The sequence below is a fragment of the Lentibacillus halophilus genome (assembly GCF_055395055.1).
Map to the genome: position 1 here is coordinate 264,955 of NZ_AP043750.1, position 21,969 is coordinate 286,923.

General features: G+C 40.0%; 23 protein-coding genes and 1 pseudogene. 5 read left to right on the top strand and 19 right to left on the bottom strand.

Annotation, left to right across the window (positions count from 1 at the left end):
• Window positions 1-8: 8 nt before the first annotated feature.
• The 7 genes from ACZ5Q7_RS01180 to ACZ5Q7_RS01210 form a co-directional block, all read right to left on the bottom strand.
• Window positions 9-482 carry a DUF2975 domain-containing protein gene (locus ACZ5Q7_RS01180; protein WP_343752439.1) on the bottom strand — a complete coding sequence of 158 codons (474 nt, stop codon included), beginning with the start codon at window positions 480-482 and terminating at the stop codon, window positions 9-11.
• 262 nt (window positions 483-744) lie between these two features.
• Window positions 745-930, bottom strand: a complete 186-nt coding sequence (locus tag ACZ5Q7_RS01185; protein WP_343752438.1) for a hypothetical protein — start codon at window positions 928-930, stop codon at window positions 745-747.
• Window positions 931-1,091: 161 nt separating this feature from the next.
• A complete protein-coding gene (locus ACZ5Q7_RS01190; protein ID WP_343752437.1) occupies window positions 1,092-1,262 on the bottom strand; it encodes a hypothetical protein in 171 nt (56 codons plus the stop codon).
• A gap of 858 nt (window positions 1,263-2,120) precedes the next feature.
• Complete coding sequence (locus tag ACZ5Q7_RS01195; protein ID WP_425542366.1) at window positions 2,121-2,198, bottom strand: putative holin-like toxin; 78 nt, start codon at window positions 2,196-2,198, stop codon at window positions 2,121-2,123.
• A 175-nt stretch (window positions 2,199-2,373) separates the two neighbouring features.
• Window positions 2,374-2,904, bottom strand: a complete 531-nt coding sequence (locus ACZ5Q7_RS01200) for a hypothetical protein (protein WP_343752436.1) — start codon at window positions 2,902-2,904, stop codon at window positions 2,374-2,376.
• Window positions 2,905-3,009: 105 nt separating this feature from the next.
• Window positions 3,010-3,468, bottom strand: coding sequence for a hypothetical protein (locus ACZ5Q7_RS01205; protein ID WP_343752435.1), 459 nt, complete (start codon window positions 3,466-3,468; stop codon window positions 3,010-3,012).
• Between the two features lie 75 nt (window positions 3,469-3,543).
• The gene (locus ACZ5Q7_RS01210; protein WP_343752434.1) at window positions 3,544-4,047 is read right to left on the bottom strand and encodes a hypothetical protein; all 504 of its coding nucleotides are present in this window, start codon (window positions 4,045-4,047) and stop codon (window positions 3,544-3,546) included.
• Window positions 4,048-4,182: 135 nt separating this feature from the next.
• On the opposite strand from ACZ5Q7_RS01210, the gene ACZ5Q7_RS01215 reads away from it, so the two are divergent.
• Window positions 4,183-5,589, top strand: a complete 1,407-nt coding sequence (locus ACZ5Q7_RS01215; protein WP_464432995.1) for an IS110 family RNA-guided transposase — start codon at window positions 4,183-4,185, stop codon at window positions 5,587-5,589.
• Between the two features lie 775 nt (window positions 5,590-6,364).
• On the opposite strand, the pseudogene ACZ5Q7_RS01220 reads toward ACZ5Q7_RS01215, so the two are convergent.
• From ACZ5Q7_RS01220 to fdhA, 5 genes and pseudogenes are all read right to left on the bottom strand, one after another.
• Window positions 6,365-6,488: pseudogene (locus ACZ5Q7_RS01220) on the bottom strand (tyrosine-type recombinase/integrase); the annotation flags it as partial.
• Window positions 6,489-7,067: 579 nt separating this feature from the next.
• Window positions 7,068-8,105, bottom strand: a complete 1,038-nt coding sequence (locus tag ACZ5Q7_RS01225) for a hypothetical protein (RefSeq protein ID WP_343751311.1) — start codon at window positions 8,103-8,105, stop codon at window positions 7,068-7,070.
• A gap of 74 nt (window positions 8,106-8,179) precedes the next feature.
• Entirely contained in the window at window positions 8,180-8,770 is a 591-nt protein-coding gene (locus ACZ5Q7_RS01230) for a hypothetical protein (protein ID WP_343751312.1), read from the bottom strand.
• 154 nt (window positions 8,771-8,924) lie between these two features.
• The gene (locus ACZ5Q7_RS01235) at window positions 8,925-9,116 is read right to left on the bottom strand and encodes a hypothetical protein (protein ID WP_343751314.1); all 192 of its coding nucleotides are present in this window, start codon (window positions 9,114-9,116) and stop codon (window positions 8,925-8,927) included.
• A 261-nt stretch (window positions 9,117-9,377) separates the two neighbouring features.
• Entirely contained in the window at window positions 9,378-10,595 is a 1,218-nt protein-coding gene (gene fdhA, locus ACZ5Q7_RS01240) for a formaldehyde dehydrogenase, glutathione-independent (RefSeq protein WP_343751315.1), read from the bottom strand.
• Window positions 10,596-11,242: 647 nt separating this feature from the next.
• On the opposite strand from fdhA, the gene ACZ5Q7_RS01245 reads away from it, so the two are divergent.
• The gene (locus ACZ5Q7_RS01245) at window positions 11,243-11,377 is read left to right on the top strand and encodes a hypothetical protein (RefSeq protein WP_343751318.1); all 135 of its coding nucleotides are present in this window, start codon (window positions 11,243-11,245) and stop codon (window positions 11,375-11,377) included.
• A gap of 33 nt (window positions 11,378-11,410) precedes the next feature.
• On the opposite strand, the gene ACZ5Q7_RS01250 is transcribed toward ACZ5Q7_RS01245, so the two are convergent.
• Both ACZ5Q7_RS01250 and ACZ5Q7_RS01255 read right to left on the bottom strand, forming a co-directional pair.
• The gene (locus tag ACZ5Q7_RS01250) at window positions 11,411-11,710 is read right to left on the bottom strand and encodes a hypothetical protein (protein WP_343751316.1); all 300 of its coding nucleotides are present in this window, start codon (window positions 11,708-11,710) and stop codon (window positions 11,411-11,413) included.
• Between the two features lie 600 nt (window positions 11,711-12,310).
• Window positions 12,311-13,430 (bottom strand): IS3 family transposase gene (locus ACZ5Q7_RS01255; RefSeq protein WP_464432998.1). Its coding sequence is split into 2 segments (ribosomal slippage): window positions 12,311-13,162 and window positions 13,164-13,430, totalling 1,119 coding nucleotides; the frame shifts between segments, so codons are not numbered across the junction.
• Window positions 13,431-13,787: 357 nt separating this feature from the next.
• On the opposite strand from ACZ5Q7_RS01255, the gene ACZ5Q7_RS01260 reads away from it, so the two are divergent.
• The gene (locus ACZ5Q7_RS01260; RefSeq protein ID WP_464433193.1) at window positions 13,788-13,853 is read left to right on the top strand and encodes a hypothetical protein; all 66 of its coding nucleotides are present in this window, start codon (window positions 13,788-13,790) and stop codon (window positions 13,851-13,853) included.
• Between the two features lie 395 nt (window positions 13,854-14,248).
• On the opposite strand, the gene ACZ5Q7_RS01265 is transcribed toward ACZ5Q7_RS01260, so the two are convergent.
• From ACZ5Q7_RS01265 to ACZ5Q7_RS01275, 3 genes are all read right to left on the bottom strand, one after another.
• A complete protein-coding gene (locus ACZ5Q7_RS01265) occupies window positions 14,249-15,235 on the bottom strand; it encodes an ABC transporter substrate-binding protein (RefSeq protein WP_343752568.1) in 987 nt (328 codons plus the stop codon).
• A gap of 114 nt (window positions 15,236-15,349) precedes the next feature.
• Window positions 15,350-16,558, bottom strand: coding sequence for a quaternary amine ABC transporter ATP-binding protein (locus tag ACZ5Q7_RS01270; protein ID WP_343752569.1), 1,209 nt, complete (start codon window positions 16,556-16,558; stop codon window positions 15,350-15,352).
• Window positions 16,558-17,415 (bottom strand): ABC transporter permease, encoded by an 858-nt coding sequence (locus tag ACZ5Q7_RS01275; protein WP_343752570.1) that lies wholly within the window; start codon window positions 17,413-17,415, stop codon window positions 16,558-16,560. The genes ACZ5Q7_RS01270 and ACZ5Q7_RS01275 overlap by 1 nt, the downstream gene beginning before the upstream one ends.
• A gap of 553 nt (window positions 17,416-17,968) precedes the next feature.
• Here ACZ5Q7_RS01275 and ACZ5Q7_RS01280 point away from each other — a divergent pair.
• Window positions 17,969-18,523, top strand: a complete 555-nt coding sequence (locus tag ACZ5Q7_RS01280; protein WP_343752571.1) for a TetR/AcrR family transcriptional regulator — start codon at window positions 17,969-17,971, stop codon at window positions 18,521-18,523.
• Window positions 18,524-18,584: 61 nt separating this feature from the next.
• A complete protein-coding gene (locus ACZ5Q7_RS01285) occupies window positions 18,585-19,244 on the top strand; it encodes an MFS transporter (protein WP_343752572.1) in 660 nt (219 codons plus the stop codon).
• Between the two features lie 57 nt (window positions 19,245-19,301).
• On the opposite strand, the gene ACZ5Q7_RS01290 is transcribed toward ACZ5Q7_RS01285, so the two are convergent.
• Window positions 19,302-21,044, bottom strand: a complete 1,743-nt coding sequence (locus tag ACZ5Q7_RS01290; RefSeq protein WP_343752573.1) for a GMC family oxidoreductase — start codon at window positions 21,042-21,044, stop codon at window positions 19,302-19,304.
• Window positions 21,045-21,848, bottom strand: a complete 804-nt coding sequence (locus tag ACZ5Q7_RS01295; RefSeq protein WP_343752574.1) for a gluconate 2-dehydrogenase subunit 3 family protein — start codon at window positions 21,846-21,848, stop codon at window positions 21,045-21,047.
• Window positions 21,849-21,969 lie beyond the last annotated feature (121 nt).

Sequence of the window (21,969 nt, forward strand, 5' to 3'; positions counted from 1 at the left end):
TCCTCACCTCAGACCGTCAGATCATTTTCTTCTTTTATTGCCAATGCACTTCTTATTAGTTCCTGTAGAATAGCAGCAAAAACTGAAATCACAATAGATCCAAAAATAATCGCAAAACCTAAAAGAAAAACTCCTGGTTGTACAGCGTCCTGTGAGAAAAGGAACAACAACCCCGATACATCACAAACCATAATTACAATTCCATAATACTTGATATGCCTTAAAGCGGCTACAGTACTTTTCGTGAAGGGAATTTTCTTCTCAATATAGCTCAACAATTTGACGGACTGATACAGTGCCAGAAAAAAGGGGATCATTGTCAGATATACACCCAAAAGAACTGGCAATTTTAAATAAGCATACTTAGGGTAGTCTTTTGCCATTTCCTCTGCCATCCAAGGCACTAAAAATATACACAAAACCAGAACAATGATGCCAATGAAAAAGACCGCCGCCTTTAAAAATGTTGTTTTCCACTTCATAATACAACCCACCTTTTCCGATTATCTAAATTTTATCAGTATTTTTATTGTAAATCAATAAATAAATATTGTTTTAAACTATACTTCTTAACCTTTCTTTCAAAAACATCAAAAAAATCCTTCCCGTTTTGTGTATATGACAAAGCAGGAAGGCATTTCTATTTATAAAACAGTTAACTTGTTTTTCAATTATCTGGCCCTTGTATGTAATATGGCACGGTTTTTATTAGATTACCGCGCCCTTTTGTAGTATAGTTAGTGTTTATAAAAAGCTAAATATAACTGGTAATATTAAAGCTATCCCTAAACAAATAATAGCAGCTGTTTTTGATTGCTTAGTAATTCTCTCATCATTTTTATGTAGACTCTCAATAAAGGATAGAGCAAAATAAAAACTAGAAATAGTTAATAATACCGAAATAATTGCTATCCAACCCATCACAGACATAATATCCCCCCTCTAATAGTTATGAAACTTCACCAATCTGGTCCGTTAATGGCATAGTATTTAACACTGCTAATGAAATAATTATTGCGATCCAAAATGACCAATCCATTTCATCGCCTCGTCTAAAATAACCTTAAGGATAAGCCCCCGTTAAGATAAAATTAATTGGTAATAAGTGAAATAAGATAGGCTCCTGCCGCAAATATGGCAGAAAGAAAAACAAGTATTGAGAAGTTATGTTTATACTGTTCATCAATAATAGCACGAATGGCATAAATGGCTGATAATACTGATAAGAAAGCACATATAACTCCGACAATTAAGACTAGCACTACATAACCTCCTACTCCAACGACCTTCAATAATATGGCCTTTAATGCAGCATTGGCGCGAATCTTTATTCCTGATTAGCGCCCGATTGCGTATAGTTAGATAACGGCTCGTAAGCCAAACGTATCCATTTATTGAACAATGATTTTATATTCCTTGTCAATAAATTAATAGAGAACCAAAAAGTTCTTCATTCATTACAGTATAAATGATAGCAATATGTTATATTAAAATATAATAGACTGGCTTCGCATGAGGGGTTTGGTGGCACTGTCGACCTGCCGTTAGTCTTCGTTGGGAGACTTCCCAGGGAGGGAGGTGCTTACCAATGGACATTGTTAGTGCACTGACGCTGATGATATCCTTCGGGATGTTGGTGGCGTTTATTATGTCTGACAAAAACCATAAAAAATAACCCCTCACATGCGTTCGCTGCGCGCCGAGGGATTATTTTTCCTTGTGCTGCCTAGCCCCTCTTGTTGGGGTTCGGTCTATTGGCCGCTCCATGTAACAGCATGGGCGGTCTTTATTAGTGTATGCACTTATAATTTTTCTATGTTCATTATACCACGAAATCAATATTTGTGCACGTTAATTTATTTTCACTTCTTTAGTCCTTCAACATCTTTTGAAGGGTGGGGACTGTCCCTAGTACCTGAAAAAGCTAACAAAAACAATCATATTTTTTGTTTGCAAACCGTTTTTTCGTGTTATAATAAACATAGAGACAAGAAAAAAGCATAAACTAATAAAGACTGAAGATACGATAATATCTTCGGTCAGCAATGAATCGCTACCCTTCAAGAGGGGTCAGCGCGAACAAGGAATAGACCTCACCCGGCTGCTAAACTCAGGGAGGTCTATTTTTTCTGGTCTGTAACCGTTAAAACGAGTGTTGCGAAAGCGATCATTAGAACCAGTGTCTCAAAAACAGACATGGGCAACACCCCCTTCCGTTATAGCGTATCGTAAAGCACTACAACCGACAGGAATGCGCCGACCTCCCTTGAGGAAAACGCGATTATTGCATGTTTCCATTATATCACTTGCCCGAGAAGTTAAAAGAAGTTTTTTACAAAGGGTGGGGACAGTCCCCAGTGCCCGATGATTTTTTCACTTTTCCCGAATTGGCATTTCTTTAATCTGGATTGTTTTTTCAAACGATTCCTCTGAATAACGATAATCTATCATTACCTTATGGATGGGTTTGTCATGCACGACGCTTAATCCATAAGAAACAATGTTTTCATTGGAATGATCTTTGTTAGATCGTTCCAATTGCTTTTGTGGCGACGTATGTGGTTGAAGTGTAACTTCTTTTACATTTTTAACGCCATATTTTGATTTAATTTTTTTGTCAAATGTATCTGTTATAATAAATCCTTTCCTCGGATCACTGACTTGCATTTTAACTGTCTTTGGCTGTTTATCATTATTAACGGATACATCATCTATTTTTATTTTTTCGGAACCTTTCGTACCAATAGCAATCACTACCCCTTTTTCACTATCAAGACTTCCAATAGTACCATACTGCAATGGTGAGTGAGGGTCTTGACCCGGGTCTGAATGAGTATCATCATTGGTACAAGCTCCTAGTAAGACACCGACGGTCAAAATTATTAAGAAAAAAATCTTTTTCATTGATTAACTCTCCAATGTTGTAACTTTTATTTAAATGTCAATATGATTTTATTTCGCAACCTGCCCTAGAAAGCATATAGATGATTGAATACCAACAATGTTACCTTACCCTTTATTAAGGAAATTCCACAGATCAGATGTGATTCTGTAGTATTCAGGTGGTCCTTCTCTCCCTGATACTTTAAATACTTTTTGTGTATAAACAAAAAATACACCTAAATTTTTTTGGTTACTTCTAATTTTTATCTTTGCAATCGGTGTGAAATTTTTACCTTCCTCTCCAATTGGAGCGATATAATTGTCATCCACATTGGCTTTAGGAGAATTTTTTAATTTCTTAAATATAAATGTAACGTCTTCTTGGTCAGTAAACTTATGCTTTTCATTTGTTTGTTGATTGTTAAATTCAATTGTTATAGGTTTTTTATAATGCCACCAAGACCGATTAGTTATTGCATCATTTTCAAAGGTTATTGGATTGAAAAAATAATTTGTTGTTATAAATATCGGGACAATTAAAATAGCTAATGTGATAATCGACAGTATTATATATCTCTTTTTCATTACAGGAATGCTCCTAATTCTTACGGTTAAAGGGTGGGGACTGTCCCCAGTGCCTCATAAAAAAATCAATTGTTTTTATTTATCTTCCCATATGTATCTATAAATATCATCCGGATGGTATAGTTTGGTTATCCATTTAATACCAGATAATTCTGGGAGGAGATTCTTGTACTGTCCCAGATTTAGAATATGTACATGTTCTAGTTTTGAATAATTAATAGTGTTAGTATTCATGGTATTATATGCTGGAGTATGAACATTGATTAATAAACTTTCCGCCAAATTAATTTCATCATCAGCCCAAATATCATCTGTTGAAGTATGTGAACCACTCAATCTCCCAACATAGATGGAAAAGTCATCTTCAAACCAGTATGAGTGTTGCTTGATTCTAGTTCCAAATGTTTGTTGATTAGACTGCCCTATATATAATAAGGCATTTTCACCATAGACAATGTGTTTACCATAAATCTGATAAATTCCATAATCTGTTTCTTCGTTCTGTAAAGAAGAAAGATCTTCAAAAGTATAAGGTCCATTCCATTGAATTTGAATCAAATATTCCTTTACTATTTCCATACACTATCTCCTTGAAGGGCGGGGACTAGTATGGAAAATAAACGATGCACGTTATTAAAAAAGACCACCATTTTCTAGTAAAATAGAAGAACCTAGCACAGAACTTCCAATTACTATTCCACAAAGGAGACGAAAATGATGGTATATTCATTATTTAATCATATCAAAGGTAAAAATGGAAGTAGATGGGCAGGTTTTATTAAGGAAACAGGTATAGATCATATGTTGATTGTTGCAATTGATGCAGCTAAATATACGCATAAAGCGATGATATGTAATTTTTATGGAGATGTGCTGGTTAAGCCTTTTGAATTTGATGCATCGGAAACGGGCTTTGAGTCGCTAAAATCATTTATTCAACAGGAGAAGCATGAGGATATTAAAGAAATTGTGGTCGGCATTGAGACAACGGGGCATTATTATGAAGATGTAGTCAGGCGTTGCCATCAGGAAGGTTATCAGGTACGCATTCTTAATGCAGCCACAACGGCACAAGAAAGACAAGGACTTTTGAATTGGTCCAAGACAGATAACCTGGATTTAATGGTGATAGTCCAAACCATTATAAATGGCAAAGGAACATTTGGAGAATGGCCTTCGGGAAATGGTCAACAGCTACAAAAGCTTACTCGTGCACGGCGCTCTTTGGTAAAAGAACGAACAGCTCTGCAAAATCTTATTCGTTCTCATATGGATCAAATATTTCGTGAGATGCAAGGGAAGAACATTTGGGTTGAAGGCAAGCGAACATACATGAAACCATTCTCTCAATTCTTTGGGAAAGCATCCCGTTATATCATGCGTTATTACCCTCATCCGTCTGATATTCTTACGTTAGGTGCCGAGGGGTTGCGCGACATTTCCATAAGGGAAAATTTAAAAATACGGGAAAATTCTATTGATATTCTATTAAAACTGGCGGAAAATTCTATCTCACAGCCCAAACAGGCAGTTGAAACAGAGATATTTCTGCTCAGCCAGAACTTGGATCAACTAGATTTATTAGACCAGCAGATCAGCAACCTGGAAGGTAAAATAGAAGATTCATTTATACAAACTGAAAGTGCCGTACTTCTTAGTATCACTGGCATTGGGCTTGTCACTGGAGCAGAACTAGCTGCGGAAATGGGGGATCTATCAGATTATGAACATGCGGGGCAATTAATTAAAATGGCCGGCACAAATCCCATTGTAAAACAATCAGGATGGCACAAAGCCTCCTATCACGGTGTTTCGAAACAAGGAAGAAAAACGTTTAGAGATGTTACGTACCAAGTTGGAAAATCTGTTGCCCATAATAACCCTGCCATGAATAACCATTATCAAAAGCTTAAAGAACGCGGTAAACACGTCAATCAAGCTTACATTGCATTAGGAAATCGAACCATACGACTGGCGTTTGCGATGATTCGTAAGCAGACCCTGTATCAAGCACAGCATAATAATTATGTATTATATCATGAACTTAAAAAGAAGCTGCGTATAGCTAATGTCAAAGAATTCTATGATCGATTTGTTTTAGCCGAGCAACCATCTGCCTAAAAATCAAGCGTACACAAGGTGCTTAGGATGAGCAAAAGACGATTCAAGAGTACCCATGAATGACATTATAAGTTAGACAACCGGTAAAAAAGTAGGGCTCCTCTAGGACGTTAGATCACATTGTACAAGGGGACTGAGGCTTATGACCTCGCGGGACAGCACTATGGATCTTGTCCTTCAAGTACGAATAATACGTAAAACATTAATTTGAATTTACTAGTCGGTATCCTCTGTTGGATGAAAAAGCAAGATCCACCTTTTCACGTCCTAGAGGGGCTCTAACATAAGGTTCTGTGTTAGTTGAACTTGTCAAAAAATGGTTTTGAGAGTTTTAGTTCAGTTTGTTCTTTTTTAAGTAAATTGGCGCCTTGACTTATTTGCCATTATACGCTGTCCCCAGTGCCCCAAACCTGTTATTCCACATAATGGCCCTTTAACGGCATAATCCTTATTAAAGAATCGCGCCCGATAAAGGAATAGAGCAGAGGAATACTACATTGCTAAAATAAATTCCTGCACATATGAAGTACACGTTCAAGATCATGCTTATGTAATGCACCTATCTGGCGTTTTAATTCAGATCCATGCACAGAAATAATTTTTGAAGTTCGTGCCACAGATGGCTTTAACAATCCGGCTTCATTCCAAATACTCCAAAACAGGAGTAGACATATCATGCACCTCCATTAATCTATACTCTTATTATAACCTATACCCGCGCCGACATAAATGTTCTGGCAAGATATGTTTTAATTTTCTTTAAAACAAATTCGAATTAATAATAAAAATACCTGCTATATAAATCATGTCTCACTGAGATGGGCATAAATCCTTGTTGTTTCACTCTTTTCATGACCGAGAAGGCTTTGTATTACTTCAAGAGGCGCGCCATTGTCTAATTACTGTGTATTCAAAGAATGCCCCAGCCAAGAATCGCAGTATACCAATAGCAACTATGTCAATTATCATAATCCATTTATAAAACTTGTAACTAATAATAATCCCTCTATCTTCCGTTCTTCATTCATTACAGTATAATTAATAGCAATATGTTATATTAAAATATAATAGACTGGCTTCGCATGAGGGGTTTGGTGGCACTGTCGACCTGCCGTGAGTCTTCGTTGGGAGACTTCCCAGGGAGGGAGGTGCTTGCCAATGGACATTGTTAGTGCACTGACGCTGATGATATCCTTTGGGATGTTGGTGGCGTTTATTATGTCTGACAAAAACCATAAAAAATAACCCCTCATGCGCCTTGGACAGTACGTGAGGGATTATTTTCCTAAGCTGCCAACCCCTCTTGTTGGGGTTCAGTCTATTATGACCGTTCCATGTATTTCATGGGCGGTCTTTATTAGTGTATGCACTTATATCTTTTCTATGTTTATTATACCACGAAATCAATATTTGTACACATTTCATTTATTTTAAGGGCGGGGACTGTCCCCATAGCCTAAAAGATCCTACCCTATCTTCTAGTCAACTTCCATACTATCTATTATTTTAATCAATTCATCTGCACCCTCATTATCGAGTGGTCTTTCAATACGCCTACCAGTAAATTTAATATGCACATCATTTTCTTCTAAATAGATGCTATTTTCTCTATCTTCTTCCACAATCTTTTTCGCTTTTCGACCACTTGGTAATTCAATGTCTTCGCTAATATCTTCATCATGAAAATTTTCAAAAGCAGGATCCGATTCATTTGATGTGAAATAAATAAGTTGGGAGTCTACTTCTTCATCATTATCCGTAATAAAATCCTCCTCATATCTGAAACTTATTGCTTCATCAGCCATGTTCATACTCTCTAAATTTAAATTATTCGCAAAATAGTTAGGCATAATAAAGTATTCGTTCACTGTATTTTCTAGTTCAGTATGCATCTTCTCATATAGATCATTTTTCTTTTCCATTTCCTCCATAATGCCTATTAGATATTCCTTAACAGCTTCTCTATCTTCTGATACAACTTCAAAACGATAATAAATACCATCTTCTTCAAACAAGGTTGTAATAAATTCTGTATCATACTTTCCTATTGTTACTTCTGTTCCGCTTGACAGTGTCTCAGTCTCTTTGTCATAAACGTCACCATAATCTATCCTCTTTGTGTTATTAGATATATATAGGTGTGTTTCTGCCAAAAGGTCATTGGAAGCTCCGTCATTATAAGTTAAATGAAGAAGATACATTGGTTCATCTTTCGTCGAAATAAATGATTTACTAAACAGGTAGTTAAAATCCTCTTCACTATCTAGTGTCATATTCGGTAGTTTTAATTGATCTAAAAAGGCGAAAATACTATCTACATTTTCTTTTTCACCTAAATCCTTCTTTTCTCCAAAAGAAATATCTTCTGCTTTTTCCTCCGTAACTTCACTACCTTGATTGTCTGTTTTCTCTGTTTGATTCTCAGCACTGCTACCCGTTTCTTTTTCATTACTGCATGATACAAAAATAAAACTACAAACAAGAAGAATAATCATGCCGCGCATATGTTGCTTCATCTAATATCACTCCGATTTATTCATTTTATTTTTGAAGTTTTGAAGATAAAGTAAAACTGCAATCAGGTGTTATATTAAGAATCATTTACCTTGTGCCATTTTAGATCGTCGTCTATAAATGCTGATGTATTTTTAGGATAGCCATAATAATAAATCTTTTTTCCTTTGTCACTAAATGCCCTGGCATTAAGCTTATCTATTTGTTTGCTGAAAGGGAACAGGAAAAAAATACGCTCTCCCTTTTTAATTTCTTTCCTCACGCGATTGGTTCCTGATCCTGCTATTATATAGTCGATATGGGCATCATTTGATTTTACGCTTAAAAACGTAAATGGATCTTGATCATCATCGGATACACTCATACCCCCAACGGTTACAAGAGACTCGTTTCTGTAAGGAATGTATGTGGAAGAATTACTTCGATGTAACAACCCTGATGTGTCAGACAAAACCGTTCGATACATTTCATCACTGTCACTTTTAAATAAAAAAACAGCCGATGAATCCATTTTATATTGATCGACTAATTGGTAGTCCTTCGTCACTTCACTATTAGCTTTTGCAGCATTCAATGCTGTAAATCTATATCCAGAGATAAAGAAAAAGAATACTAACGCTGCGATAATGAAAATTGAAACCGGAACCATCTTATTCCATTTCGCCAAACTTACACCTCCCTATCGTCTTATTCCTGCAAAAACTTAATTATCTTTTTATCATTATTCGTTTTTATTGCCACAACCTTAGTGTCAAAAGCAATAAAGACTGGTAATTCTTCTATTTTTATGAACGTATACTGTTTGTTAAACATCCTAGTGATTACTTTTTCACTAAATCTATAAGGTAATGAACTTGTGCAATTAAATAAGATAGAAAACATATATTTACTGCACCGATAGATAAAATGGTTGTCTCTAAAAGGTTGCTGCTGTTAAAGAATCCATTACCTATAAAAAAGATAACAAAACCGATAACTAATGTCCCGAAAAAAATTTTAATATACTTACTCATTTGATTACCTCCCCCCTTCAATAAATTGAGGTTTTATAATGTCTTCATTCTTCCAGTTTTAACCCCTTTTAAAATTAGCCAAATAACATACCTAATAGGTCCCCAGGCAGTAGCAGATAGAAATTGTGTGGGGGGGCTGTCCCCGTTGCCCCGCTGGTACTGCTCCCGTAAGAAAATCCGGCAGTAATACACGGGTATATACCCGCATATGTCTGCCGGTTTCTCAAATGATAATATCATTATAGTAAATTCATATGGCGTTTATTTCTTAAATACACCGTGCGGATCAATGACAAACTTCTTGGCAACGCCACTGTCAAAATCGGCATAACCCTGAGGCGCTTCGTCCAAGGAAATAACCTGGGCGTTGACCACATTCGCAATATCAGCTTTCTCATGCAAAATCGCGTTCATTAACTGCCGCTGATACCGCATCGCGGGCGTTTGTCCGGTATGAATGGAATGCGCTTTGGACCAGCCTAGTCCAAAATTGACTTTAAGGGAACCATACTGGGCATCCTTATCTTTTGCGCCAGGGTCTTCTGTAACATAAATACCAGGAACACTGAAAGAACCGCCAGCTTCCACAACGTCCATTGCTGTGTTTAATACTGTTGCGGGTGCGGCACCATAATCTGTACCAGGCCCGTAGGCTTCAAAACCAACTGCATCAATAGCACTATCGACTTCCGGCGAGCCAAGGATCTGGTCGATCTGTTCACCAACATCGGCATGCTCTTTCAGATTGATGGTTTCACAGCCAAAGCTTCTGGCCTGTTTCAGCCGCTCTTCGTTAAGATCCCCGACAATAACAACCGCTGCCCCCAGTAATTGAGCTGAATGAGCTGCAGCAAGACCAACCGGACCAGCTCCGGCTACATAAACACTCGATCCAACTGTTACACCGGCATTAATCGCACCGTGAAAACCTGTTGGAAATATGTCTGATAACATGGTCAAATCCAGCAGTTTATCCATGGCCTGATCTTTATCCGGAAATTTCAGCAGCTGAAAGTCCGCATAAGGAACCATCACGTATTCGGACTGGCCGCCAACCCAGCCGCCCATATCGACGTAGCCATAAGCACCGCCTGGTTTTTCCGGATTAACGTTGAGACAGATGTGCGTTTCGCCTTTCCGGCAATTTTTACACCTACCACACGCTACGTTAAAGGGGACGGATACAATATCGCCTACTTTCATATTTTCGACGTCACGTCCAACTTCCACAATTTCACCTGTAATTTCATGCCCCAGTACCATGCCTTCATCAACCGTTGTACGGCCTCGGACCATGTGTTGATCACTGCCACAAATGTTGGTCAGAATGTTTTTGATAATCACGCCGTGTTCACATTTACGGCCAACGTTCGCTTTTGGGACACCAGGACCATCATGTAATGTCAGATCCGGATATCCAATACTTTCCACTTCAACTTGACCGTTGCCTTTATAAACAACGCCACGATTTCCTGCCAAGCTAAGACCTCCCTCTTAAGTAAAGATAGCAGTGTATACTGCAATTACAGATTGACATTTCAATAGTAACTATTGAACTCTGTAGTATGTCGTTTTCCCGTAATTATCTAAATTAAACCTAACTTTATAATTTTAATAATATTTTTTAATATTAACGGAGGTCTGTCTCCTATAGTTCCGGCACTGTTTGTAGCGTTGGGGACAGTCCCCAGCACCCAGCCACCTACATTGGTGGAATTTGTCCGAAACCTCGGTATTTATTCTGGTCCTGCCTCAGCTCTTCATTAGACTTAGGGCGTTCTCCTTCCCACTGCTTTTTCGGGTTTTTATGCTTTATATATTTTCTCCAGCTAACAAACATGAAAAATACTACGACAAACATAGCAGACACGATGTTGCTAACCATTACAATCACCTCGTTTTCATTTTAACACAATATTATGTTTATTGACTTAATAATCAGAAAATGGATCCCTATATATTCCAAATTTATGACCCGTTATGTGACTTATCATCGTCGCCGGCGTCCTCGTCATTCAATTCATTTTTCTATTTATCTATCGCCGTCAATACTGACAGTGCACCATTCACATGAAGAATAAACAATAACACGTATTTTCGTGCTATGCAGCAGGACACAACCCGGCATGTACCGTTTTAAAGCAAACGAATCCAAACGGAAATCAACGACGGCGGCAGAAGATCACTTGGCGGCTTTTCAACGGTTGGATCAGTCTGATTTGACAGGGGCGATTGAGTGCCTTGCACCCACACAATTCTGAATTGTTTTTGTGCCTGGCACCCTCTATTCTTTGTTAATTATACAAAACCCCCATTACAAAGGGAGAGACAATCAGTAGTACGGAAACAGAAATAAGTGTGACGGAAACCGTTTTTGGTAATTTTTTCTTACCGCCGCCTTTATACCAGCCGAAAAATTGAAATTTGTTTCTATACAAAACAAAAAGCAAAACCAATATAGCTAATGCCCCAAGCCACGAATAAGATTCTGTTGTCTCATTGACTGTATAAATATTACCGATTACAGCCCAACCTAAAGCACCAAGTAATCCAAATATAAGAATAATACGAAATAGCTCTAACACAACTCTCACTTCTTACACTCCCTTCTAATTTTATTCCGTTATATGACCGATTCCGCAATACAGGAAGCATATCAAAGTCCTAATGTGATGTTATTTTATCATCAAATCAAAAGTACCCATTGGGTTCACGATAAACTATATACCCAACTTTTATTTGATTAAAGCGTCCCATTGTCTTAAAGCGACCCAACCAACTTAGTGAGATATAAATAACATAAAATAAGCTATTGCAGCGAAAATAGCTGAAATAAATATAAGTATTGAGTAGTTTTGTTTGTCCTGTTTATTTATAATGGCACGAATGGCATAAATTGCAGATAAGACTGACGCGAACGTACAAATTGCTCCTATTAGCATAACTGGCAACATCTTTTTACACCCCTCGACTCAGTAATAGCGTCCTTTGTTGAATTATTGTATGTTAGGTGGACCCCAGTGTCAAGACACATATTTTATGAAAATAAGGTGAAAGTTGGTTCATGCTTGTCGTCCTTTTCCATCTTAGAAAACGGGGTCTTTCCTATGTCAGGTTCTGTCAAGGGGCGCTTTTACCCTTGACGGGTTCTGACATGGGAAAGATAATAGCCTAAAGATGGAAAGGATCAACTCTTAGTGACAATAGACGGATTCAGGCGTTTTATAGTTTAATGACTGATGAGGGCGCTCATGGTTATAGGTTTTCATATACTCTCGTATATTGTTTCTTGCATCCCTCGGTGTGGCATAGTCTTTCAGATAGACCTCTTCATATTTGAGGTTGCGCCAAAATCGTTCGATACGGATATTGTCCAGGGCACGTCCCTTAGAATCCATACTGATTTGTATAGATGGGTGCTCCTTCAGTAGATTGATATAGCTGGAGCTGGTGAAATGACTGCCCTGATCGCTATTAAATATATCTGGTGTTCCGATTGCGAATGCACGCTGAACAGCTTCCAGGACAAAGTCCATTTCCAGTGTCTGATCCAACTCCCAGCTGATAATACACCGGGAGAACCAGTCGATGATGGCCGTTAAGTACATCCAGCTGCTCTGCAGGCGGATATAAGTAATGTCAATGCTCCAAACCTGATTGGGGTAGGTAATTGAACGACCTCTCAACAAGTAGGGATAAATCCGGTGCTGCAGATTGCGCTTGCTCAGGTTGGGGCCCGGATGGACTGCCTGAATGCCCATTTCGTGCATGTGGCGCTGAACCCTTTTGCGGTTAATATTTGTCCCTTCGCTCTTCAGCATTTGCGTGATCTTGCGTGAGCCAAAATAGGGATATTTCGTGTAGATCTTATCAATCCGGTTTTTTAAGTTCACCTCCTCCTGTGATGGCTGAACGGGCTTGTAGTAAAGACTGGAGCGATTGATGCCCAGCAACTTGGCCTGATCGGAAATTGAGAGTTCTGAATCAGCCCAATCGACCATTTCCATACGTTCCTGCCTAGTCGTCGTAGATGCCAGATTTTTTTTTGAGCCACGACAGCTGCGTGGTTAATTTCCCGACTTCGGAATACAGATTGTCTAATTGTTTTTCATAATCGGCTTTCATCTTTTCCTTGTCCTTATTTTGTTTCTCAAAAACCTGTGGCATCTCCTGCAGAAAATGTGTTTTCCATTTATGCAGCTGATTCACGTGAACCTCGTTCTCTGATGCGATCTGGCTCATGGATTTTTCTTCCTTCAAGATTTCCAACACGATTTGTGATTTAAATTCAGGTGTATAGCTTTTACGTTTCATAAAAGTACCTTAACATCTCCCTTTTTCGTGTCTAAAATCTTGGGTCCATTATATTTCCATTAGTTGTGGTTTTCTTTGGTGTTGCTGTGGTCTTCTTATTTATCGGATTGCAAATCTATCCGGCATAAAACTTTGTTCCTAGGCTAATTGAATGGTCTTTCTGCATTCGTCAGCCGTCGACAATCAATCTTTCTTTTAAAACCACAAAATAATAGATAATTTTGTTACAATAGCGTTGGGTTGCATAAGCAGGATGGGGCGGTGGATCCTTTGCTGCTCGTTGGTTGACATGGTCATGTCACAATGAGGTGGGAGGTGATGCCGCACATGATTACGGTATATCAAACGCTAATGCTCATGATCAGCTTTGGGTCTCTGCTCATGGCTGTCGTGACATTCATTGTTTTGATCATAAAAAAGTAATCCCCACCCTGTGAAAATGGACTGGTTGGGGATTACTCCTGCCGCTCCACCGCAACATCACGCGGCGCAACTCACCAGAACTCCGACATGCCACTGTCGGGGTTCTTTTTAGTATTATGTCTTCTAGTTTTATTATATGCCAAGAATCACTGTTTTGCAAGGCTGTTTTTACATAATATCCCACAAATATCGAGCGTTTAAACGTAGATGACATCCAACGCGCGAACACCAACTCATTCCCATTGTGATCAACTACCAAAAGTGATCAGTTCATCTCCCCCGTTCACTGACATAAAAGAAAAATTGGGTAAGGTAACGAAAATAAAAAGCCCCGCCATTCCGCGAGACTTTTTAAATTGAAAGATGAACACTGAGATAGCTCTCTCGTCAACGCATCAAAGTCCTTCTTTCACTTTAGAAGCTACGTCTTCGGGTACCCATTCCGTCCAAAGCGATTCTTTTTCATTTAGAAATTTGATGGCTGCTTCATGAGCTGATGCATCTTTATTTTGCATATAGTTGAGTGCTTCATTCGCTACTTTACTGGACGTTTGATAGTTTTTGAGAAATTCAGTGACCTTAGGTGCTCGTTCGGGCAGGCTTTTGTGCGAAACAATCTCGACATCCTGTTCTGCAACACCCGATAATGGCGTGTCTTTCTTTTCACGTAATGGCGTCATTTCGTATTCACCCATAACCCAGTTTGGTTCATAGTTATAGCCGACCCACGGTTCACCATTTTTATACGCATCGGCCAGCGACGCATTAATTGCTGCTTCGGAACCTGGACGGAAATAATTATACTGTTCGTCCAGCCCATATTCTTTCAATGTTTGGAATGTCAACTCACTGACTTCCCATCCTGGAATAGCTCCGATAATGCGGCCTTTGTCTTTATTTTCCGGGTCTTGAAATAAATCTTTATAGTCAGCTAAATCCGTAATATACTCTAAATCCGGTGCCATCGGTTCGATTCCTCTTTCCGGATCCCCCTCAATGACATATGTAGGCACATACAAGCCCTGAAAGTTATCATCAAAGTTGACCGACAGTTTAACATAATCGCCGCTTTCAATTCCCTCATTATATGCTTCTTGATTATTTTTCTTCCATAGTTCCATATGGACATCAATATCGCCTTCACGGAGCGCGGTTAATATGGCAGCCGCGGAGCCTTTCCGATGCTCAGTCTCATAACCATACCCTTTTTCAATGATGGTCCCGGCAATTTCATTATGGAAACGAAGGCTAGCCCAACTCTCATCCGCAAAAATAATCGGTTCTTTTTTGTCACCACCGGATGACTCACCGCTACATCCGCCAAGAATCGTCATGGCGGTTAGTAATAAAACTCCGATAAATAATAACGATTTTTGTTTCAACAAAAACGCCTCCTCTTGTTTTTGGTTCTTTTTTTAGTGGAGCTGCTATTACGCTAGTGTTCACACAGACACCCCACTTCAAGTGTTAACGAAATGAGAGGTTATTCGAATGGTTTATCCGTCATATTCTTCGGTTTCATCAACGTCATTCGATGCCAACCCTGACAGAACATGGACACGCAAAATAAAGCCAACCAATTTTTCTTCTTCATTCACGACGGCCAGCGGAAAACGTGACTCGAGTGATTTCGTAATCAGATCATTCACATATTCGTCGTTGCGCACAATCGTAATAGCCGTACGCATCACATCCGGCAGTGTTTCCTTTTCTTTAATCCCTTTGATCGCATCATCAATGGTGACAATGCCTTTCACATGGCGGCTGCGATCAATGACAAAAACACTGGAAATTCCATTTTCCTCCATTTCCTTACGAGCAACCTGCAATCCATCTTTCATGGAAACGAGCGCATTTGGTTTGATCATGATGTTCTCCGCTTGAAACACTTTTGATCGATCGATATCCCGAATGAAGTCGGATATATAATCATTTGCAGGATGTTCGATAATTTCCTCCGGCGTCCCGATCTGATTGACTTTTCCATCTTTCATGACAGCCACCCGGTCGCCGAGTTTAAATGCTTCGTTGACATCATGTGTGATAAAGATAATCGTCTTCTGCAATCGTTCCTGAATATCCAGGAGTTCCAGCTGCATTTCGCGTCGGATTAGCGGATCCAGTGCACTGAAAGGTTCGTCCATTAACAGGATGTCCGGATCATTGGCAAGTGCGCGTGCCAGACCAACACGTTGTTGCATACCACCGGATAATTCATCTGGAAATTTATTTTCATAACCTTTCAGACCAACGTTTTCAATATTCTTTTGGGCAATGTCACGCCGTTCTTCTTTTGAAATTTGACGTACTTCCAGGCCATACTCAACGTTCGCCATAATGGTCCGATGATTGAAAAGGCCAAAATGTTGAAATACCATGGCCATTTTTTTCTGTCGAACATCTTTCAATTGTCCACGGCTGGATTTAACAATATCTTGTCCATCAATGAAAATGGACCCGTCCGTCGGCTTGTTCAGTAAGTTGAAGCACCGGATAAGCGTTGATTTACCGCTTCCGGAAAGTCCCATAATGACAAAGATTTCACCTTCCGCAATCGCCATTGACGCATCATAAACACCAACAGTATGACCTGTCTCAGCCAGTATGTCTTCTTTCGACATGCCATTTTTTACTTGGGGGATTACCGACTTCGGCTTGTGTCCAAAAATCTTGGAGACATGTTCGAGTTTTATTTTTTCAGCCATTAACTTACCCTCCTATGCTTTTGAAATTTATTTGCCAAGCCACCGAAGACACGGTCAATAATAATGGCAAGAAACACAATACTGATACCAGCTTCAGCACCAAGCGCTATATCAATCTGATTAATCGAAACTAAGACTTGTTCTCCCAGTCCCTGTGCGCCAACCATCGATGCAATAACGACCATAGCCAGGGCCATCATCGTTGTCTGGTTCACACCTGCCATAATCGTGGGAAGCGCCTGTGGGAGCTGAATTTTAAATAGCATTTGCCACCTGGATGAACCGAATGATTCAGCTGATTCGATGACTTCCTTGTCAACACCCCTGATGGCTAATTCCGTAAGCCTAATAACGGGAGGAATGGCATAAATTAATGTTGCAAAAATAGCGGAAACGTTACCTAAACCGAAGAAAAAGATAGCAGGAATCAGATAAACGAACGTCGGCATGGTCTGCATCGCATCGAGAACCGGCCGCATAACAAATGAAAAAAGTTTGCTGAAAGACATCCATACTCCAAACGGAATACCGAGTGCCAATGAAATAATAACTGCCGTCATAACAACCGCAATGGTCGTCATCATATCTTCCCATAATTCGAACGTACCGACCAAAAACATAAATAGACCGTAAAGAATACCTGCTGACAGTGATTTGAAATACCAGCCCAGTAGTACAATAAACACAATGATGAGCCACCATGGCATGCTAATCAAAAAACTTTCAATACCGTTAATAAAATTAGATGAAACCATAAAGATAAAATCAAAAAGCGCACTCAACGTCGTGTTTAAATAATTTACAAATGATTCAATATAATCCCCAAAATTAAATGTTATATCAGGAAAACCATTCATATAATCCAACCTTTCTATTAAATTGGGAAAGCACCTATCCTGCAGACCAGTTGCTTCTTATCTATTAATCCATAGTGTCCTTGACGTTTTAGCTACATCTCTAGAATTCAACTCGTCCACACGTCTTCATCGTTGTTGATATCGTTGAATTAATATTGTCGTCTTGCTAAAAATACTCATGAATATTCAAAAGGTGACACAATTAAATGACAAGCAGTCGTACGAACCTGTTTTGTCAACAATGCAACAATATAAATTTTAATAGACCTAGTAGTTTACTTCAAATGGCAAATTTACCAATTTATAGCAATAAACATAGATATAACGTTATAAAACCAAAAGAAAACATTATTACTTGCATATATTCCAAAATAATATTCATATCTCTGAATATTCCGTTTAGCGGTGATAAGTGCCTGGCACTCGCACAATTCAGAATTGTTTGGGTGCCTGGCACTTTGTTGTGGTTTTCAATCGTTCTTGACGTTCTGATAATCGCCTGTTATTTTAACTATAAAGGTCGTTCTATCTACCTTAAAAGGAGAATAAACTCATGAGCCGATCTGTCAAAAAAGAAACTTTGCTTGAAGTGGCTGAACACCTATTTTATGAACATGGATTCCGGGGGGTCGGTTTAAAACAAATTATCAGTGAAGCCAATGTCGCGACGATGACGTTGTATAATCATTTTTCGTCGAAGGATAATTTAGTGGAAGAAGTGCTCAAACAACGGGAAGAACGCTATTGGTCGTATTTGGATGCGCATGTGGAAATGGATTCGGATTCGCCGTTCATACTTGCTGTGGAAGCACATGGACGCTGGTTGAACGAGTTGTCCTATAAAGGTGATATGTTTTTGCGGGCGATTGAAGATTACGCGGGAATGGATAACGAGATTGAAACGATTGCCCGAGGGCATAAATCAAAACTTCGCCGATACTTTCAACAGTTGGCGCAGAAGAAAGGCAAAACCAACGTCAAAGATTTAGCCGACCAATTCACGCTTCTTCTCGAAGGCACGACATCCATGACGACACTGATCGGTGCCGAGAAAGCGACAGACCATTCCATTGCGATGGCGCGGATACTTGTCCGACAGACATCGTAATTTTTTTGGTTTTAAAATAGAAAGGACGTTCTATCTAATATTGGATGTCAGGAGGGATATTATGCGATTTTCAAAACTGGTGATGCCGGGTGTCACTATGATTGCTGTGACGTATGGTTTGGCGAGGTTCAGTTTTGGCTTGCTTTTGCCTGATATGTCCACATCTCTTAATATGTCGGAGTCAATCTCAGGTATGGTCTCATCATTATTTTATGTTGCCTATTGTTTTACCATTGTTGTCTCCACCGTTTTAACAGCGCGAAAAGGGCCAAGAGGCATGATTTTGCTGGCCGGTCTATCAGCGTTTGTCGGCATGATGTTAATCAGCGTCACACCCCACGTATGGGGGCTTGTCCTGGGTGTGCTGTTGGCCGGGGGCAGTACCGGATTTGCTTCCCCGCCTTATGGTGCAGCTATTTCGCTTTGGATTAAGGAAGATAGTCAAGGAAAAGCCAATACATGGATCAACTCCGGAACAAGCTTCGGGATTGTTCTTTCAGGAGTAGGTGCCATACTGTTGACACCGCATTGGCGTCTGACGTATTTCATCTATGCTATTCTGACGCTGGCCATCTTGATATGGAATTTCCGGTCTATTCCAAAGCTGGAAAAGAGTTGGTTAACGTTTCAAAAAGGGAATCTCTCCTTGCGGGGAATGCAGGGATCTGTTGCGTTAATTGCGGCATCGCTCTTTTTTGGTATGACCACAGCTGCTTTTTAAAAATTATAAGTGCCAGGCACCCACACAATTCAGAATTGTTTTGGTGCCTGGCACTTTTTATGACGTTTTAGGTTCTGCCAATTGACCGCCGTCATTCATATACTTTTCAATGCCTTCTGCGGCACGATAGGCTAAGGCGCCGATGGTCGGTGTCGGATGGTGGCCGCCAAATTGTGGAAATGCTGATCCGCCTACAACGAACAGATTGTCCACGTCCCACATTTGCAAGTAGTTATTGACAGCCGATGTATTTGGATCGTCGCCCATCACGACGCCCCCGGTGTAATGGCCGCCGGTAAAGCTATGGTTGAATTCTTCCGGTACTTCATCATCTTCAATAATATCAGCGCCCATTTCCTCCATGATTTCATGGCATTTTTCCACGCCGAATTTAGCTATATTTCTTTCCTGATCGCCAAACTTGTACGTCGCACGCAGCAGTGGATCACCGTATTCATCTTTATAGGTTGGATCGAGGTCCAAATAATTATGCCAATAAGACATCGTTATTGCAGTATACCAAATTTGCAAGGTTCTGTACGCGTAGTGCAACGAATCGTTTTTAAATTTCTTGCCCCAGCGCGGCGTATCCTTGGGAACGTTCTCGCTGCTTGCGATCGCACCAAAGCCATATTGTCTGAGTTCGATTGCACCTCCACCGATAAAGTCCAGATCAGAATGGTCGAAATTATCAGCAGCATAATCATTGACCGCTGCGCCGAGTGCGCCGGCACCCATATACAGGTTGAATTTTTTATTCTCGAAAAACCCTTTTGCCCCATTGAATGCTGAATTATACTGGCCATTAAAGTTACGGCCAATGACGCCCTCTCTCGTTTTCGGGTCATACTGTTTGCCTATATTCGATAACATTAACAGACGATTATTTGTAAACGCAAAACCAGACAGAACGACAACATCGGCTGGTTGTTCGAATTCTTCGCCGGTTTTTTCGTCCACATACATGACACCTTTGGCCTTGCCGCTGTTGTCATCATATAGAACGCGTCGAACGTATGCATGTGTTCTGAGCTCATAGTTATCATGTTTTAAAGCTGTGGGAATAACGGTCGCAAGCGGATCCGATTTGGCACCGAAGTCACAGCCGTTTCGTGTACAGAATGAGCAGTACATACAGGCATTAAGTGTCTCCCCGTCCGGATTTTCATATTGTTGGCTCATATTACCCGCAGCAATTTGAAAAGGATGCAGACCCAAATTTTTCGCTGAATCCTTAAACAGCTTTAAAGAAGGGGTTTCCTTGAGCGGTGGATTGGGCCATTCGTTCTTCCGTTCAGGGGCCAATGGATCCTGTTCGCCGGAGATACCGGCTGTTTTTTCCCATTTGTCATAATACGTTTCCATTTCCTCATATGTAATGCCCCAATCCTGCAAATTCATGTCTTCGGGGATTTTATCTTTTCCGTAACGCTCTATTGTTTTACTGCGGATTTCAAATTCATAAGGCCAATAGCGATACGTAGCCCCGGCCCAATGGACACTGCCGCCGCCCAAATCCGTTCCAACCTGCATATTCGTTCTTGTTCGCACCGGCAATGCTGTTTCATCGAGATTATTTCGTGACGTAATGGTTTCGCCTGATAGATTTTGCATAATCTGATAGCGATTATCAAAACGAAGCTCGTCTTTTACACCAATGTAGTCACTTCTTTCCTTATGGTCACCACGCTCCAGTGCAACCACCTTTTTTCCGGCTTTGGCCATTTCGGCGCTTATAATACCTCCTGACCAGCCGACACCCACGATAACAACATCCACTTTATCCAGTTTCTTAGCCATTTATAGACCGCCCCCTTGATACGCTCGCAAGCTTTTCGGTTGTTTTGATAAAAATTTCTCTGATTCGATGTCGTTTCCCCAACCCATGCGAGGACCTGGGTACTCGATCATTTTCCAGCCTTGCATATCTTTATTGCCACCATATGCCGGGTCTGAATAAACGCCTTCTAATGTGGTTTGTCTGAGGAGTTCAAAGAAAGTATCGGCTTTCATTCCTTTGACATTAACATCGTCTGATTCAAACGTTTCGAGAATCGCATCCTGTGTCTCCCCATCAAGGTCAAAAAACGATTTATTATGTTTTTCCTGACTGACCTCCTGCATCCGCCTCAGCCCGAATAAAAACATTTCTCCGCGGTTGAGTTTTGTTTGCAATCCGTGCGTATCCGATGCCTGTGGTTTAAAAGGAGGGTGCATGTAATCTTTGCTGTTGGACCCCCAGAATCCAGCCAGTTGTTTGTCAATAAAGTAGGGCACGCCTAGTTCAATAGCGCCCGGCCCATTATCATCCTGAGGGTATATGCGTTCAGTTGCAGCTGCTAGTGTTTTAAAATCATCACTGCGGCTGAAAAATGTACGCGCTTGTTGCAAATGTTTTTGAGATGTGTCATCACCTGTGCTGGTTGCTTGTTGTGTTTCAAAAGGATTGCCGATCAATCCGCCTAAGAGCGTGCCTCCGACGACACCTCCTGCCGCGTAACCGGAGTTTTTAAGAAATTTCCGTCTTGAAACATCGGTATGACTACCATCTTGATCATGTTGATTCTGGTTGTCATTATTATTATCAGAACCATTGTTAGTCACTGGTTTTTCCTCCCTTACTAAAACGATTTTTTACCATTTATCGACAAAACTCGCAAACTATCGATAATAGTATAGTAACACTGTGAAATATTGTCAATTGAAAGTGTTGGAGTGCCAGGCA

What these genes read in the sequence shown, in the direction of transcription:
- ACZ5Q7_RS01180 (WP_343752439.1), bottom strand. Translation starts at nt 482, where the DNA reads ATGAAGTGGAAAACAACATTTTTAAAGGCGGCGGTCTTTTTCATTGGC.
- ACZ5Q7_RS01185 (WP_343752438.1), bottom strand. Translation starts at nt 930, where the DNA reads ATGTCTGTGATGGGTTGGATAGCAATTATTTCGGTATTATTAACTATT.
- ACZ5Q7_RS01195 (WP_425542366.1), bottom strand. Translation starts at nt 2,198, where the DNA reads ATGTCTGTTTTTGAGACACTGGTTCTAATGATCGCTTTCGCAACACTC.
- ACZ5Q7_RS01200 (WP_343752436.1), bottom strand. Translation starts at nt 2,904, where the DNA reads ATGAAAAAGATTTTTTTCTTAATAATTTTGACCGTCGGTGTCTTACTA.
- ACZ5Q7_RS01205 (WP_343752435.1), bottom strand. Translation starts at nt 3,468, where the DNA reads ATGAAAAAGAGATATATAATACTGTCGATTATCACATTAGCTATTTTA.
- ACZ5Q7_RS01210 (WP_343752434.1), bottom strand. Translation starts at nt 4,047, where the DNA reads ATGGAAATAGTAAAGGAATATTTGATTCAAATTCAATGGAATGGACCT.
- ACZ5Q7_RS01215 (WP_464432995.1), top strand. Translation starts at nt 4,183, where the DNA reads ATGATGGTATATTCATTATTTAATCATATCAAAGGTAAAAATGGAAGT.
- ACZ5Q7_RS01225 (WP_343751311.1), bottom strand. Translation starts at nt 8,105, where the DNA reads ATGAAGCAACATATGCGCGGCATGATTATTCTTCTTGTTTGTAGTTTT.
- ACZ5Q7_RS01235 (WP_343751314.1), bottom strand. Translation starts at nt 9,116, where the DNA reads ATGAGTAAGTATATTAAAATTTTTTTCGGGACATTAGTTATCGGTTTT.
- ACZ5Q7_RS01245 (WP_343751318.1), top strand. Translation starts at nt 11,243, where the DNA reads ATGTACCGTTTTAAAGCAAACGAATCCAAACGGAAATCAACGACGGCG.
- ACZ5Q7_RS01270 (WP_343752569.1), bottom strand. Translation starts at nt 16,558, where the DNA reads ATGGCTGAAAAAATAAAACTCGAACATGTCTCCAAGATTTTTGGACAC.
- ACZ5Q7_RS01275 (WP_343752570.1), bottom strand. Translation starts at nt 17,415, where the DNA reads ATGAATGGTTTTCCTGATATAACATTTAATTTTGGGGATTATATTGAA.
- ACZ5Q7_RS01280 (WP_343752571.1), top strand. Translation starts at nt 17,969, where the DNA reads ATGAGCCGATCTGTCAAAAAAGAAACTTTGCTTGAAGTGGCTGAACAC.
- ACZ5Q7_RS01285 (WP_343752572.1), top strand. Translation starts at nt 18,585, where the DNA reads ATGCGATTTTCAAAACTGGTGATGCCGGGTGTCACTATGATTGCTGTG.
- ACZ5Q7_RS01290 (WP_343752573.1), bottom strand. Translation starts at nt 21,044, where the DNA reads ATGGCTAAGAAACTGGATAAAGTGGATGTTGTTATCGTGGGTGTCGGC.